This is a genomic window from Aeromonas sp. 604443, assembly GCF_049170315.1.
GTDB lineage: Bacteria > Pseudomonadota > Gammaproteobacteria > Enterobacterales > Aeromonadaceae > Aeromonas > Aeromonas veronii_A.
Map to the genome: position 1 here is coordinate 1 of NZ_JAAKMI010000025.1, position 15,458 is coordinate 15,458.

Consider the following 15,458-nt stretch of genomic DNA (forward strand, 5'->3'; position numbering starts at 1 on the left):
ACCGCCTTCTCGAGTCAAGCCTTATTTTCAAAGGCTTTTCGAGGTTATCGACGAGGTTGTTTGCGTTGCCGCTTGCCGTGTCGATGGAGGCGCATTATAGGGATCTGGATCACGCTTGCAAGGGTGTTTTCGAATTAAATTCGCATTTTTGGTTCAACCGTTCACTAATCACCCAAAAAGCGCATTTATCCTGCAACAACACACCCGTTTGCGAGCTCGCTATCCTCTAGATGGCGTGGCGGTGGTAGCAGATCAAGGTTGTGGCGATTTGGTCTCTCTACATCTATATGCATGGTGATCGAGGTCACGCCTTCGGGTAACATAGCGCCCCTTTGCGATTCACACACTCTTGGGCTTTGGAGAGTTTAATGCCTTTTGCACTTGGCCAGCGTTGGATTAGTGATACAGAGACGGATCTGGGGTTGGGGACTGTCGTTGCTGTTGAAGGACGCATGGTTACCCTGTTGTTTCCGGCTACCGGTGAAAACCGCATGTATGCCAAAGAAGAGGCGCCGGTCACCCGGGTCAGCTTCAATGTGGGCGATCAGATCACCAGTCACGAAGACTGGACCATGACGGTCGAAGAAGTGCAGGAGAAAGACGGCCTGCTTATATATGTAGGTGTGCGCACCGACAATGATGAGCCCGTTGCCCTCAAAGAAGTGTTTCTCAACAACTTTATCAAGTTCAACAAGCCGCAGGATCGCCTGTTCGCCGGTCAGATCGATCGGATGTCCCGCTTCACCCTGCGCTACGAGGCGCTGGTGAACCAGCACCAACGTCGTCGCAACCCGACTCGTGGTCTCGCCGGTGGCCGGGTCAGCCTGATCCCACACCAGCTCTATATCGCCCATGAAGTGGGTCACCGCTACGCTCCGCGCGTACTGCTGGCCGATGAGGTAGGTCTGGGCAAAACCATCGAAGCGGGCATGGTCATTCATCAGCAACTGCTCTCCGGCCGTGCCCATCGCGTACTCATTCTGCTGCCCGAAACTTTGCAGCACCAATGGCTGGTCGAAATGCTGCGCCGCTTCAACCTGCACTTCTCCCTGTTTGACGAGGAGCGCTGCATCGAGGCGTTTGCTGATGCGGAGAACCCCTTCGAGACCGAACAGCTGGTGATCTGCAGCCTCGACTTCCTGCGCAAGAAGCGTCGTCGCTTCGAGCAGGTGCTGGAAGCCGAGTGGGATCTGCTGGTTGTCGACGAAGCCCACCATCTGGAGTGGAGTGAAGAGGCGCCGAGCCGTGCCTATGAGATGGTGGAAGCCCTGGCCGAACAGGTGCCGGGCGTACTGCTGCTGACCGCAACCCCGGATCAGCTGGGCCACCAGAGCCACTTTGCCCGTCTGCGCCTGCTCGACCCGGAGCGTTTCTACGACTATGAGGCTTTCCTCGCCGAGGAGCAGGCCTATGGTCAGGTCGCCAGCGCAGCGCAGGAGCTGCTGGATGGCGAGACCCTGAGCGATGAAGCCAGACAGATCCTCGCCAGCCAGCTGGAAGGGCTAGACTTGAGCGATGCCGCCGCCCGCCAGCAGGCGGTCGCCAAGCTGCTGGACCAGCATGGCACCGGCCGGGTGCTGTTCCGCAACAGCCGCGCCAATATTCAGGGCTTCCCCGAGCGTCACCTCAACGTCTACCCCATGCCGCTGCCGGAGCAGTACAAGACTGCCATCAAGGTGATGGGCATGATGGGTGGCAACGGTGGCGATCTGCAGACCCGCGCCCTGCGCTACCTCTATCCCGAGAAGATCTTCCAGCAGTTCGAAGGCGACAACGCCACCTGGACCCAGTTCGACCCACGCGTTGAATGGTTGCTGGAGCTGCTGCTCTCTGCCCGTCAGCAGAAGGTGCTGGTGATCTGCTCCGAAGCAGCGACCGCCATCGCGCTGGAAGAGGCGCTGCGCACCCGTGAAGGGATCCGTGGTGCCGTGTTCCACGAAGGGATGTCGATCCTTGAGCGGGACAAGGCCTCCGCCTATTTCGCCCAGCAAGAGGGTGGCGCCCAGGTGCTGCTCTGCTCCGAGATCGGCTCAGAGGGTCGCAACTTCCAGTTTGCCAGCCATCTGGTGCTGTTCGATCTGCCTCTCAACCCGGATCTGCTGGAACAGCGTATCGGCCGACTGGATCGCATCGGTCAGCAGAATACCGTCGAAATCCATGTTCCCTATCTGGAGGGTACCTCCCAGCGCGCCCTGCAGCTCTGGTATCACGATGGCCTCGATGCGTTCGAGCAGACCTGCCCGACCGCTCGCCCGGTATTCGAAGCTGTACGTGAAGAGCTGTTCGAGCTGCTGGCCGCCAACACCGGCGATCAGGCAGCCCTCGACGCCCTGCTGGTCAAGACCCGCGAACTGCACGAGCCGCTCAAGGCTCGACTGGAGCAGGGCCGCGATCGCCTGCTGGAGATCCACTCCAGCGGTGGCGCCGCCGCTCAGCAACTGGTCGACAAGCTGGCCGCCGAAGATGATGACACCGGCATGATCTCCTTCGCCCTCAAGATGTTCGACGAGATCGGCGTCAATCAGGATGACCGTGGCGAGAACGCGCTGGTGCTGACCCCCGGGGATCACATGCTGGTCTCCAGCTTCCCGGGCTTGCCGCAAGATGGCATGACCATCACCTTCGATCGCAACACTGCCCTGTCGCGGGATGACATGGCGCTGCTCTCCTGGGATCACCCCATGATGCGCGGCGGTATCGACCTGATCCTGGGCTCCGAGATCGGTGCCACCTCGGTCGCACTGCTCAAGAACAAGGCACTGCCCATCGGCTCCATCCTGCTTGAGCTGATCTTCGTTGCCGAGTCTGCGGCCCATCCCCAGCTCTACCGCTTCATGCCGCCGACGCCGATCCGTCTGCTGATGGACAAGAACGGCCAGAATCTGGGTGAGAAAGTGGCGTTCGATGCCTTCAACCGCCAGCTGACTCCGGTCAATCGCCACCTCGGCAGCAAGCTGGTGACTGCATCCCAACCGGTGATCCACGGTCTGATCGGCAAGGGCCAGGCCATTGCCGAAGAGCTGAAAGCCGGGATTGTCGACAAGGCCCGCACCCAGATGGCGCAGACCCTGCAGCAGGATCTGGATCGTCTGGAAGCGCTCAAGGCAGTCAACCCGAACGTGCGCGACAGCGAACTGGATTATCTGCGCAATCTGCAGGCAGAATTGCACCACCTGATCGATCAGACCCAACTCAAGCTGGATGCCATCCGCTTTATCGTGGTCACCCATAACTGACAAGGTACCGACCGACAGCGGCCAGACCCAGCTCAAACTGGATACCCAAGGCCGCTTTGTCGTGGTTACCCATAACTGATGGGGGCTTGCCCCCACCTTCTGATGCGAGACATTTATGTTTGAATACTCACCGCCTCTGGAACCCTGGCTCGATATCCTGTTCAAGGACAAGGACATCATGGTGGTCAACAAGCCCACTGGCCTGCTAAGCGTCCCCGGGCGCGGCCCCGAGAATGAAGACAGCGTCCTGCATCGGGTGAAACAGCAGCACCCCAAGGCGGCGGCAGCTCATCGCCTCGACATGTCCACCACAGGCATCATTGTCATTCCCCTCAATCCCAACTCTCATCGGGAGCTGAGTCGGCAATTTCGCGAGCGGGAGACCGAGAAGCACTACCTCGCCTGGGTATGGGGTGAGCCGGAAGCAGAGTCGGGACAGGTTGACCTGCCGCTCTGCGTCGACTGGCCCAACCGCCCGAAGCAGAAGGTGGATCACGAGGAGGGGCGTCACGCCCTGACCCTGTGGGAAAAACTGAAAGTGGAGAGCGGCAACAGCCTGATCAAGCTGACTCCCATCACAGGTCGCTCGCACCAGTTGCGCGTCCATATGCTGGAGCTGGGGCATCCGATCCTGGGTGACAACCTCTACGCCCATCCGGATGCGCTGGCGGCTGCCCCCCATCTCTACCTGCATGCGGCCATGCTGACCATCAGCCACCCCCGCAGCGGGGAACGGATGACCTTCGAGGCGCCGGCTCCTTTCCCGGTCTGATCCCGCAAATCGCAGAGATAAAAAAGCCCCCATCGCGAGATGGGGGCTTTTTCATTAGGGTCAGACGCGAATATCGATCTTGCTTCCCAAAGAAGCGCTGGCCGATGTCGGTGCAACCGGCGCTGATTGCGCTGCGTTTTGCAGCAGCTTCAGCGCAGCTTCGCCCTCTTGGGTCTGCTGTTTCTTGGCCAGACTGGCCGTCATCAGAGCAGAACCAAACGACGCATTTGCAGAACTTGATATATCCATAGGGTTCCTCCTGCATTCAACAGTATCGGCCAAGCGGCCCCGAACATAAGCACTGAATGCAAAACAATCTGACAGTTGCTTTTCTATCAATCAGATAGCACTAGCATTCATGGCCCCTGTTCACCGCTGGATGACGCCTTCAAGCTCCTGTGCCGTCATCGGCCGAAGCACCTTGCAAGGGTTGCCAGCCGCCACCACGTTGGCTGGCACATCTTTGGTCACCACCGAACCGGCACCGATGACGCTGTTGTCACCAATGGTTACGCCTGGGCAGATAACAGTGCTGCCGCCAATCCAGACGTTGTGACCGATCCGCACCTGCTTGCCGAACTCGACACCCCTGATGCGCGGCGCCACCGCCACCGGGTGAGCGGCGGTGTAGATCTGCACCCCGGGCGCCAGCAGCACGTTGTCGCCGATGTGTACCTCGCAGACGTCGAGGATGGTGCAGCCTACGTTGGCGTAGAAGTTCTCGCCGACGAAGATGTTGGCACCATAGTCGCAGAAGAATGGTGGATTGATGGCACACTCCTGGCCGCGGCCACCGAGCAGTTCGTGCAGCAAAGCATCCCGCGCTGGTTTCTCCTGCCAGCTGGTGTTGAAGGTGTGATAGAGCCGGCGGCAGCGCTCGCGCGCCGCTTTGAGCTCAGGGTCAGCCGCATCATAAGGCTCCCCCGCCACCATCTTCTGCCACTCGGTACCGCGCACCACCTTCTCCATTACCTACTCCATCAGCCAGATCAGGGATTCATAAGGGCGCAGCATACCCGATTGCAGTCGGGCCGGGCTATCCGGGTAGTTGCCGAGCAGCAGCCGACCTTGCCCGCTTTGCAGCTCGGCAGGCAAGGCAAACTCAACCGGCTCGCCGTAGAAGTTGCTCACCACCAGCAGGGTCTGACCGTTGGCGCGGCGGGCATAGGCCCAGATCTGCGGGTGCCCGGTCAGCAGCTCCTGATAATCCCCCTGGGTGAAGATGGGGTGCGCCTTGCGCAGGGCGATGAGATCCCGGTAGTGCCAGAACACCGAGTGCTGGTCGGCCAGCGCCGCCTCGGCATTGATCTCGGAATAGTTGGCGGCTGGCTTGAGCCAGGGTGTCCCGTTGGTGAAACCGGCGTTGGCCGCAGCGCTCCACTGCATCGGGGTGCGCGAGTTGTCGCGGGACTTGGCACCGAGAATGGCGAGGATCTCGGCCTCGCTCATCCCTTCGGCCTGCTTGATGGCAAAGATGTTGCGGCTCTCCACATCCTGATAGTCATCGATGCGCTGATAGCCGGGGTTGGTCATGCCGATCTCCTCCCCCTGATAGATGTAGGGGGTGCCCTGCAAACCGTGCAGCGTGCTGGCCAGCATCTTGGCGGCCACAACCCGATGCTCGCCCTCGTCACCGAAGCGGGAGACGATGCGCGGCTGATCGTGGTTGCACCAGAACAGCGCCGACCACCCCTTGCCGTGCATGCCACTCTGCCAGTGGTTGAAGATGCGCTTGAGTTCGATGAAATCGAACGGAGCCTTGGTCCACTTGTCGCCGTTGGGGTAATCCACCTTGAGGTGATGGAAGTTGAACACCATGGAGAGCTCGGAGCCATCGAGGGCGCCATAGCGCTGACAGTGCTCCAGTGAAGTAGAGGACATCTCCCCCACCGTCATGGCGCCGACAGGAGCAAACACGTCGCGGCTCACGTCCTGCAAAAATTCGTGGATGCGCGGCCCGTCGGTGTAGAAGCGGCGGCCATCGCCAATCTCGTCGTTCGGGAACGCCTGATCCTTGGAGATAAGGTTGATAACGTCGAGGCGGAACCCATCCACCCCCTTCTTGGCCCAGAAGTGGATGATATTTTTCACCTCGGCACGCACCGCCGGATTTTCCCAGTTGAGATCCGCCTGCTCGCGGGCAAACAGGTGCAGGTAGTACTGACCGGTGGCAGAGTCCAGCTCCCAGGCGCTGCCGCCAAACTTGGATTGCCAGTTGTTGGGCACGCAGCCATCCACCGGATCGCGCCAGATGTAGTAGTCGCGGTAGGGGCTGTTTTTATCCCCCAGCGCCGACTTGAACCAGGCGTGCTCGGTGGAGGTGTGGTTGACCACGATATCCATCACGATACGGATGTCGCGCGCGTGGGCGGCGGTCAGCAGCGCCTCGAAATCAGCCATGGTGCCGTAGGCGGGGTCGATGGCGTAGTAGTCGGCGATGTCGTAGCCGTTGTCCACCTGCGGCGAGACGTAGACCGGGGTCAGCCAGAGGGCATCGACCCCCAGCGTCTTGAGGTAATCGAGGCGGGCCATGATCCCCTTGAGATCGCCGGTGCCACGGGCAGCGGAATCCTGAAAGCTCTTGGGATAGATCTGGTAAATCACGGCGCTCTGCCACCAGGGTGTTTGGCTCATGGCTCTTTCTCTTGTCACAAATTGAAAAGGGAGAGGGCGACCCGCAAGGTCGCCCGGACAATCAGATTCAGGCGCTGGCTTCGGCCAGCTTGCCGGCCGCTTGCTGGCGCTTGTAGACCAGCAGAGTCAGCACCACCGGTACCACGATGGCGACCAGCATGGCGAGGGAGTAAACGGCCCAGTATTGCGGCTGGATGGAGAGGATGCCCGGCAGGCCGCCTACCCCGATGCCGTTGGCCATCACCCCGGCGAAACCGCAGATGAGGGCTGCAAGGCTGGAGCCCACCATGGCGCACAGCATGGGGAACTTGTACTTGAGGTTGATACCGTACATCGCCGGTTCGGTCACCCCGAGATAGGCGGAGATGGCGGCAGGCACCGAAATCTCCCGCTCGTTCTCCTTGCGGCTAATCAGAATGATGCCGACGACCGCAGACGCCTGAGCGATGTTGGAGAGGGCGATAAGCGGCCAAATCGGGGTGCCACCCATGCTCTGCATCAGTTGCAGATCCACCGCGTTGGTGGTGTGGTGGATGCCGGTGATGACCAGCGGCGCGTAGAGGAATCCGAACAGGGCGGCACCGATAGGGGCGAAGGAGCCGGTCATGGCCGCCTTGGCAGCGAAGCCGACGCCATCACCAATCCAGCGGCCGAACGGGCCGATAAAGGCGTGAGCCACGATCACCGCCAGCAGCAGCGAGACAAACGGCACAATCACCAGATAGAGGTAAGCCGGAATGATCCGCTTGAGGTTGGTCTCAACCCAGGCGAGGAAGACACCCGCCAGCAGCGCCGGAATGACCTGTGCCTGATAGCCCACCTTCTGGATCACGAACAGGCCGAAGTCCCACACCTCGGGAGTCTGCTGACCAATGCCGTAGGCGTTCATCAACTGCGGTGACACCAGCGTCACCCCCAGCACAATACCCAAGATCTCGGAGCCGCCCATCTTCTTCACTGCAGACCAGCAGACACCGACCGGCAGGAAGTGGAAGATCGCCTCGCCCAGCAGCCAGAGGAAGGCGTGCACCTGAGACCAGAACTGGCTGATCTCGGTGAGGGTGTGAGTACCATCGTCGAACATCTTGATGTCGCCGATGACGTTGCGAAAGCCCAGGATCAGACCGCCGGTGATGATGGCGGGCAGCAGCGGAACGAAGATCTCCGCCAGATGGGAAATGCCCCGCTCCAGCGGGTTCATGTTCTGGCGGGCCGCCTGCTTGGCGGTCTCCTTGCTGCCGCCGCTGACGCCGAGCTGCTCGGTCAGCGCCTTGTACCACTGCTCTACCTCGTTACCGATCACCACCTGGAATTGACCGCCCTGGGTGAAGCTTCCCTTCACCGCCGGGATGGTTTCGATAGCCTTGCTGTCGGCCTTGGCCGGATCGTTCAGGACGAAGCGCAACCGGGTCAGGCAGTGGCTGACGGTGGCGATGTTCTCCTTGCCGCCGATCTTGTCGATCAGGGTGGCAAGCTGCTGTGCGTTGATCTTGGACATGGGTCTTCCCTCTGTGACGCCATTGAATAGTGGTCTGTATCGCCCTTTTGAGCCAGTCTGTCGGCCGGAGCGTTTTTGGTATCGTTCCCATTTAGCATGCCGACAATCCGGCCAGATCGAAATGGGAACGTTCCCAAATCGTGGCCAGCGTCACAAAAAGCACACTTTTTGTTCAGTCGGAAGTGATGGGGCTCACAGGGTTCGGCAGGGGGCGATAGTCACCAGCGGAGGCTGATCCTGCTCAATCTGGCCGAGCAGCTGACGCGCCGCCTGCTCCCCCGCCCCTTTGTAACCAAGATCGAGACTGAGGGCGTTGGGGAAGAGGAAACTGAGCATGGGGTTGTTGCCAAGACCGGTCACCAGCACCTCACTACGCCCTTGTTCTTGCAGGTATTTTGCCGCACCAATGGCGAGGGTGTCGCTGGCGCAGACCAGCGCCTGGGTGGAGGGGGTAAGCAGCTCGGCCGCCAGCCGGTAGCCGCTCTGCAGGCTGAGATCGCCGAGGGCGCTGCGCGGGCGCAACCCCTGCTCTGCGCAGTAAGCGAGATAGGCGTCTAGGCGGCGCTGGCCTGTGGTGAGATCCGAGGCATCCACCCCCAGATAGGCGATATCGCGGGCGCCACGGCTTGCCAGCTGCGCCAGCATGGTGCGCACCGCACCGGCGTCGTCAAAACAGACCGAGGAGAAACCGGGATATTCACGGGCGACCAGCACCAGCTTCTCTTTCAGCGGCGCCATGGCGGCATAGTCCAAGTCATTGAAGGCGAACAGGATAATGCCATCCACCCCGCGCCGCTCCAGCACCGCCAGATGCTCCTGTACCTTGGCGGGGGAGAACTTGCTCTCCATCAGCACAGCATCGTAGCCGCGCTGATAGAGGGTCTCCAGCATGCCGCGCACCGCCTGATTCTCCGAGCTGGAGTCGAGCCGCGAGACGATGATCCCCACCACCTGCTGGCTCTGGCTGCGCATGGCCCGCGCCGATTTGCTCGGCACGAAGCTATGTTCGGCGATGATCTGCTCCACCCGCTCGCGGGTCTCCTGCTTCACCTTGGGATCCTGATTGAGCACCCGGGAGACGGTCGACTTGCCGACGCCACTCAGTCTGGCGATATCGAGGATGGTCAGTTTCTTGTCCATGAATTGGCTCACAGGAGGCTAGGCGGTGGAATTGCCCACATTGTTGTGATTAACCCCTGTGAATACAAGCCCATGGCGTTAGAATGCCCTTTTTGCCCCGCCGTCAGGGTGTGTGGGCACAGCACAGGATGCCCATCATGGATCTGCTGGCCAGTATGCTCTTCTCCCTCTCCATCACAGGCCCCATCTGCGTGGTGCTGCTGCTCGGCATCTTGCTCAAGCGGCTGGGGCTGCTGCCGGATCCCTTTACCGAATCCGCCTCGCGACTGGTATTTCAGGTCACCCTGCCCGCCCTGCTCTTTCTCAGTATTCTGGGTACCAACTTCGCCACCATGCCGAGCCTCTGGTTTATCGGCTATGGCCTGCTCGCCACCGTTATCAGCTATCTGGTGCTGGAACTGCTGGCCGGACGTTTTATCGGGGAGCAGCGACTGCGCGGGATCTTCGTGCAAGGTAGCTTTCGCGGCAACAGCGCCATTATCGGGCTCGCCTATGTGCAGAACGCCTACGGCCACGAGGGGTTGGGGGCGGCGGCCTTCTATGTCGGCGCGGTGACCGTGCTCTACAACATTCTCGCAGTGATCACCCTCACCCGCAGTCTCGGCGGCGCCACCGGTATCCGCCCCATTCTGCTCGGCATCATCAAGAATCCCCTGATCATCGCCATTGTGGCGGCGCTGCCCTTTACCCTGTTCGGTATCAAGATGCCGCAACTGCTGCTCACCACCGGCAGCTACTTCGCCAACATGACGTTGCCGCTGGCGCTGCTCTGCACCGGCGCCTCCCTCAGCCTGGATGCTCTGCGTGGTGGTGCAGCCATTGCGGGCTGGGCCAGCATCATGCGGCTCTGTCTCATTCCGGCTGCGTTCACTCTTGGGGCGGCCCTGCTCGGCTTCAGCCATCTGGAGCTGGGTATTCTGTTTCTCATCAGCGCCACCCCGACTGCCGCCGCCAGCTATGTGATGACCCGTGCCATGGGGGGCGACAGCGTGCTGGCCGCGAACATCATCGCCACCACCACCCTCGGTTCGCTGGTCACTACCAGCCTCGGGGCAACTCTGATGAACTATCTGGGTCTTATGTACTGAGGCTTGACCTTGCCGGAGGCGGCAGCTTTAGGCTGGCGCTCATCAACAGAGGAGATATCCCATGACCATCGAACTCACCGTGTCCGGCATGTCCTGCGGTGGCTGCGCCGCCAGTCTGCAAAAAGCCCTGCTGGCCCAGCCTGCAGTCACCACCGCAACCGTCGATTTCACCAGCAGCAAGGCCGTCATCGAGAGCGAGCTGAGCAAGGCCGAGCTGATCGCCCTGATCGAAGACAAGGGTTTCTCTGCGAGTTAAATTATCTCCATAGAGGTATAAAACAGGTTAAAAATCTGTACTCACCTGTCTTTTGGTGAGTTTTATCACAGACCCGGGTTATTAAACGGGCAAACTTGCTGCGATTATTCCAACCATAAGGATTTGCAGCATGACCCTACCGATCCGCAAGACCCTGCTCGCCGCCGTCGTCGGCCTGACCCTCTCCCCCATGGCAATGGCCCTGCCCAACGTCCATATTCTGGCAACCGGCGGCACCATTGCCGGGGCAGGCCAGTCCGCGACCCAGTCCAACTACGAGGCAGGCAAGGTGGCCATCGAAACCCTGATCGCCGCCGTGCCCGAGATGAAAAACGTGGCCGACGTGCAGGGTGAGCAGGTGGTCAAGATCGGCTCCCAGGACATAAACGACGAGGTGTGGCTCAAGCTGGCCAAGCGGGTCAACGAGCTGCTGGCCAAGGATGACGTGGATGGCATTGTCATCACCCACGGCACCGACACCATGGAAGAGACCGCCTACTTCCTCAATCTGACCGTCAAGAGCGACAAGCCGGTGGTGCTGGTCGGCGCCATGCGCCCCTCCACTGCCATGAGTGCCGATGGCCCGCTCAATCTCTACAACGCCGTAGTGACCGCCTCCGACCCCGCCTCCAAGGGCCGTGGCGTGATGGTGGCGATGAACGACACCGTGCTGGATGCCCGCGACGTCACCAAGACCAACACCACCGGGGTGCAAACCTTCGCCTCCCCCAACTTTGGCCCGCTCGGCTACATCCACAACGGCAAGATCGACTATCAGCGCAGCCCGGCCCGTCTGCACACCAGCAAGACGCCGTTTGACGTGAGCAAGCTCGACAAGCTGCCGCAAGTTGGCATCGTCTACAGCTACGCCAACGCCACCGACTTGCCGGCCAAGGCGATGGTGGATGCCAAGTTCGACGGCATCGTCAGCGCCGGGGTGGGCAACGGCAACCTCTACCACACCCTGTTCGACACCCTGGCCAAGGCGAGCAAGGATGGCATCCGCGTCGTGCGCTCCGCCCGCGTGCCGACCGGCGCCACCACCCTGGATGCCGAGATCGATGATGCCAAGTACGGCTTCGTGGCCTCCGGCACTCTCAACCCGCAGAAAGCTCGGGTGCTGCTGATGCTCTCCCTGACCCAGAGCAAGGATCCAGCCCAGATCCAGCGCTGGTTCCAGCAGTTCTGATAACGGTTGTCTGACAAGTGACAAGCAAGGGCGGGACTTCCCGCCCTTTTCCATCCTGCATGCAATGCCACTTCGCCAAGCACCCGCCTCACCCATTACGTCGTTTGGCGAGGTCATCCTTCCCTTTTCCGGCCATCTTTTTCAGCCATCCCAGAGCGCTGTCATCAAATTAGCGAGCCGGATCACCCGCTTTCACAAGCGCATCGCCGCCAAATTCATTACACTGCCAGCGATCTTATCCACTCAAGGAGTGCTGTTGCTGTATGGAAATATTGATCCTGCTGGGATTGATTTTGCTTAATGGCGTCTTCGCCATGTCAGAAATCGCCATCGTCACCGCACGCAAGGCTCGCCTCGGCAAGCTTGCCTCTGAAGGCAACCGTTCCGCCGCCATTGCCCTCAAACTGGGCGAAGACCCGACCCATTTTCTCTCTGCCGTCCAAATCGGCATTACCAGCATAGGTCTGCTCAACGGTATCTACGGCGAATCCCTGCTGGCCCAGCCCTTCTCCCTCTGGTTGCAGGAGTGGGGACTCCCGGCCAAGAGCAGTGGCCTGATCGCCACCATCATAGTGGTGGTGGTGGTGACTTACCTCTCCATCGTGGTAGGGGAGCTGGTGCCCAAGCGGCTGGGCCAGCTCAATGCCGAGCGCATCGCCTGTCTGGTGGCCCGCCCCATGCACTGGCTCGCCACCCTGACCCGCCCCTTCGTCTGGCTGCTGTCGGCCTCTACCAATGCCAGCCTGCGGCTGCTGCGGGTCAACCAGAACGGCAGCGCCAACGTCACCGAGGAGGAGATCCACGCCATGCTGGTGGAGGGCTCTGAAGCCGGGGTGATCGAGGATCATGAACACACCATGCTGCGCAACGTCTTCCGTCTCGACGAGCGCAGCCTCTCCTCCCTGATGGTGCCGCGCAGCGATATCCGCTATCTGGATCTGGCTCTGCCGCTGGAGACCAACCTGCAGCGGCTGGTGGAGTATCGCCACAGCTATTTTCCGGTCTGCGACGGCAACCTGTCAGAATTGGTGGGTATCATCAATGTCAGCAAGGTGCTGCACGCCTATATCAAGGGGGAGCCCATCGATCTGGCTGCCCTGACCCAGGAGGGCAGCCTGCTGCCCGAGACCCTCAACGGCGTCGAGCTGCTCAACCACTTCCGCACCCACAGCGAACAGATGGCGCTGGTGGTGGACGAATATGGCGAGTTGCAGGGACTGGTCACCCAGCAGGATCTGCTGGAGGCGCTGGCGGGGGATTTCCAGCAGGAGGATGGCGAGAACAACTGGGCCTTCCGGCGCGCCGACGGCAGCTGGCTGCTCGATGGCCTGATCCCGCTGCCGGAGTTGAAGGACTGTCTGGAGTTAGTTCGTCTGCCAGAAGAAGAAAAACATCACTATCACACCCTCGGAGGGCTTATCATGCTGCTCCTTGGTCGTGTTCCACAAACCGGCGATCTGGTGACACTGGAACAGTGGCAACTGGAAATTGTTGACATGGATGGCCTGCGCATCGACAAGGTGCTCGCCATGCCCTTGACCGATCAACCCAGCTAACCTGCGGAGTTTGCAAGTATGGAGCAGTTTTACCAACTGGCTCACGCCTTTATGAATCACGATCTGAACACACTTTCCGATCCCAAGATGGCCTTCATGATCTGTGGTGTGATTCTGACGTTTCTGGTACTGGAAAACGGATTCATCCCTACCGCCTTTCTGCCCGGTGACAGCCTGCTGATCCTGACCGGCGTGCTCATCTATCAGGATGTATTGTCTCTCGGGGTAATCCCGCTGTTGATCATGGCTACCTTTGTCGGCACCTGGCTCGGTTACATGCAGGGGCGCTTTCTCGGCCACACCCAGCTCTACCATCGGCTGATGTCCCACGTGGAAGAGCGGCACCAGCAGAAGGTCTACCACCTGCTGGACAAGTACGGGATCATCACCCTGATCACCGCTCGCTATATCGCCTTCGTGCGCACCGCCTACCCCTACATCGTCGGTGCCACCGAGCTGCCCCAGGGGCGCTTTCTCATCGTCAATCTGATCAGCTCCATCATGTGGATCTGCCCGCTGGTCGGGTTTGGCTACTACCTGAGCCACACCAAGCTGGCCGCCGAATACCAGACCCAGTTCTTCAATATCATCATCTATCTGCCGGTGGCCCTGCTGGTGGGTGGCATGGTGGCACTGGTCTGGCGCTGGATCAGCAAACGCAGGGCCGCGCAGCCGCGGGATTGACCCCTCGCCCAGCGCCCAACCCGAAAGCCCTCGCTAGAGGGCTTTTTTGATCGCCAATTTTGCGCAAATAGCAGAAATAGTCCCGCTCGGCCCTTGTAAAGCCGGGGTAAAAATGAGTGAATCTAGCGCCTTTTTTTGGATGGGAATGGAGTCGGTTGTATGTGGTGTCGGATTCGCGCAGCAGCGCTGGTTGTCGGGTTGATGGGAATGCTGGGATTGCCTGCGGTCAGCGCGGCACCCAACCCAGCCAAACTGGAAGTACGCTCAAGCAGCGCTCTGGTCGTGGATGTAAAAACGGGCAAGACGCTCTACCAGAAGAATGCCACCAAGGTGCGTCCCATCGCCTCTCTCACCAAGCTGATGACAGCGCTGGTGGTGCTGGATGCCAAGCAGAATCTCAACCAGACCATCACGGTCGACAAGAACGATCTGGATCGGGTCAAACACACCCACTCCCGCATCCGCATGGGCACCAAGGTGACCCGCCGCGACGCCCTGCATCTGGCGCTGATGTCCTCCGAAAACCGGATGGCCTCGGCACTGGCGCGTCACTATCCGGGCGGTCGCAGCGCCTTCGTGCGAGCCATGAACAACAAGGCCAGACAGCTGGGTATGCGTAATACCCACTTCTACGACTCCACCGGCCTCTCCACCCGCAACGTCTCCACCGCCCAGGATCTGGGCAAGCTGGCCGCCGCCGCCTATCGCCAGCCGCTGATCCGTCAGTTCACTCAGGATGAGAACCGGGAGATGCGCTTCAGCGCCCCCGCCTACAGCCTGATGTTCAACAACACCAACCCGCTGGTGAAAAACCCGGATTGGGACGTGCGCCTCTCCAAGACCGGCTTCACTGACGAAGCGGGTCGCTGTCTGGTGATGCGCGCCAAACCGGACAGCCGCGAGCTTGCCATCGTGCTACTCAACTCGGTGGGCAAACGCACCCCCATCGGCGATGCCAACCGCATTCGCAAATGGTTGAAAAGCTGAGTAAATATCTCGACACAAAAGGATGCTGCGGCATCCTTTTTTATTGCCTGCAGAACGCCTCTGCAGGCCTTGCAGGATGTTGATGAGCGAACCCTTAGTGATGTCTGCGCGGCATCTGCCGTTGCAACGGCAGGCATACAGCGCGCCTATAGATGAGGCAAAGGGTGGTGAGGGGTTGCACCGTTCAGAAGAACTGTGAGCAATCACAGACAGGGGAAGAAATAAGGACAAGAACAGCCAGGTAAACGGGCGATCCCCCCTCAACAGCGCACGGGGATCCGCACCAAAGAGTTAAATGTCGCCCATAAAAAAACAGCCTCGACCGAAGTCGAGGCTGTCTGTATGGTGCGCCCGAGAGGATTCGAACCTCTGACCACCTGGTTCGTAGCCAGGTACTCTATCCAGCTGAGCTACGGGC

At 60.3% G+C, this 15,458-nt stretch carries 13 protein-coding genes; 8 read left to right on the plus strand and 5 right to left on the minus strand.

Translation table 11 applies throughout. The annotated features are described in order from the left end of the window. The first annotated feature begins 368 nt into the window (after window positions 1-368). Both rapA and rluA read left to right on the plus strand, forming a co-directional pair. The gene (gene rapA / locus G5380_RS20375; protein ID WP_421210242.1) at window positions 369-3,236 is read left to right on the plus strand and encodes an RNA polymerase-associated protein RapA; all 2,868 of its coding nucleotides are present in this window, start codon (window positions 369-371) and stop codon (window positions 3,234-3,236) included. 115 nt (window positions 3,237-3,351) lie between these two features. Further along, the gene (gene rluA / locus G5380_RS20380; protein WP_421210244.1) at window positions 3,352-4,008 is read left to right on the plus strand and encodes a bifunctional tRNA pseudouridine(32) synthase/23S rRNA pseudouridine(746) synthase RluA; all 657 of its coding nucleotides are present in this window, start codon (window positions 3,352-3,354) and stop codon (window positions 4,006-4,008) included. 60 nt (window positions 4,009-4,068) lie between these two features. Here the strand turns inward: rluA and G5380_RS20385 are convergent, their stop codons facing one another. The 5 genes from G5380_RS20385 to treR form a co-directional block, all read right to left on the minus strand. Further along, on the minus strand, window positions 4,069-4,257 hold the full coding sequence (locus G5380_RS20385; RefSeq protein ID WP_005336040.1) for a hypothetical protein: 189 nt from the start codon (window positions 4,255-4,257) through the stop codon (window positions 4,069-4,071). Between the two features lie 120 nt (window positions 4,258-4,377). Beyond that, window positions 4,378-4,977, minus strand: a complete 600-nt coding sequence (locus G5380_RS20390; protein ID WP_139731101.1) for a sugar O-acetyltransferase — start codon at window positions 4,975-4,977, stop codon at window positions 4,378-4,380. A 3-nt stretch (window positions 4,978-4,980) separates the two neighbouring features. Next, entirely contained in the window at window positions 4,981-6,642 is a 1,662-nt protein-coding gene (treC, locus tag G5380_RS20395; protein WP_421353081.1) for an alpha,alpha-phosphotrehalase, read from the minus strand. A gap of 67 nt (window positions 6,643-6,709) precedes the next feature. After that, complete coding sequence (gene treB, locus G5380_RS20400; RefSeq protein ID WP_270905460.1) at window positions 6,710-8,140, minus strand: PTS trehalose transporter subunit IIBC; 1,431 nt, start codon at window positions 8,138-8,140, stop codon at window positions 6,710-6,712. Window positions 8,141-8,332: 192 nt separating this feature from the next. Beyond that, complete coding sequence (gene treR / locus G5380_RS20405; protein ID WP_257688122.1) at window positions 8,333-9,280, minus strand: trehalose operon repressor TreR; 948 nt, start codon at window positions 9,278-9,280, stop codon at window positions 8,333-8,335. A gap of 137 nt (window positions 9,281-9,417) precedes the next feature. Here treR and G5380_RS20410 point away from each other — a divergent pair, with 137 nt between their 5' ends. The 6 genes from G5380_RS20410 to pbpG all read left to right on the plus strand — a co-directional run bounded on the left by G5380_RS20410 (window position 9,418) and on the right by pbpG (window position 15,040). Further along, window positions 9,418-10,368 (plus strand): AEC family transporter, encoded by a 951-nt coding sequence (locus G5380_RS20410; protein WP_199416610.1) that lies wholly within the window; start codon window positions 9,418-9,420, stop codon window positions 10,366-10,368. 61 nt (window positions 10,369-10,429) lie between these two features. Beyond that, window positions 10,430-10,624 (plus strand): heavy-metal-associated domain-containing protein, encoded by a 195-nt coding sequence (locus tag G5380_RS20415; protein WP_199416611.1) that lies wholly within the window; start codon window positions 10,430-10,432, stop codon window positions 10,622-10,624. 130 nt (window positions 10,625-10,754) lie between these two features. Beyond that, window positions 10,755-11,813, plus strand: a complete 1,059-nt coding sequence (ansB, locus tag G5380_RS20420; RefSeq protein ID WP_421329018.1) for an L-asparaginase 2 — start codon at window positions 10,755-10,757, stop codon at window positions 11,811-11,813. Window positions 11,814-12,076: 263 nt separating this feature from the next. Then, window positions 12,077-13,369 carry a hemolysin family protein gene (locus tag G5380_RS20425; RefSeq protein ID WP_421210249.1) on the plus strand — a complete coding sequence of 431 codons (1,293 nt, stop codon included), beginning with the start codon at window positions 12,077-12,079 and terminating at the stop codon, window positions 13,367-13,369. A gap of 18 nt (window positions 13,370-13,387) precedes the next feature. Continuing rightward, window positions 13,388-14,053 carry a DedA family protein gene (locus tag G5380_RS20430; RefSeq protein ID WP_005343012.1) on the plus strand — a complete coding sequence of 222 codons (666 nt, stop codon included), beginning with the start codon at window positions 13,388-13,390 and terminating at the stop codon, window positions 14,051-14,053. A gap of 159 nt (window positions 14,054-14,212) precedes the next feature. Beyond that, window positions 14,213-15,040, plus strand: coding sequence for a D-alanyl-D-alanine endopeptidase (gene pbpG, locus G5380_RS20435; RefSeq protein WP_005348750.1), 828 nt, complete (start codon window positions 14,213-14,215; stop codon window positions 15,038-15,040). Window positions 15,041-15,458 lie beyond the last annotated feature (418 nt).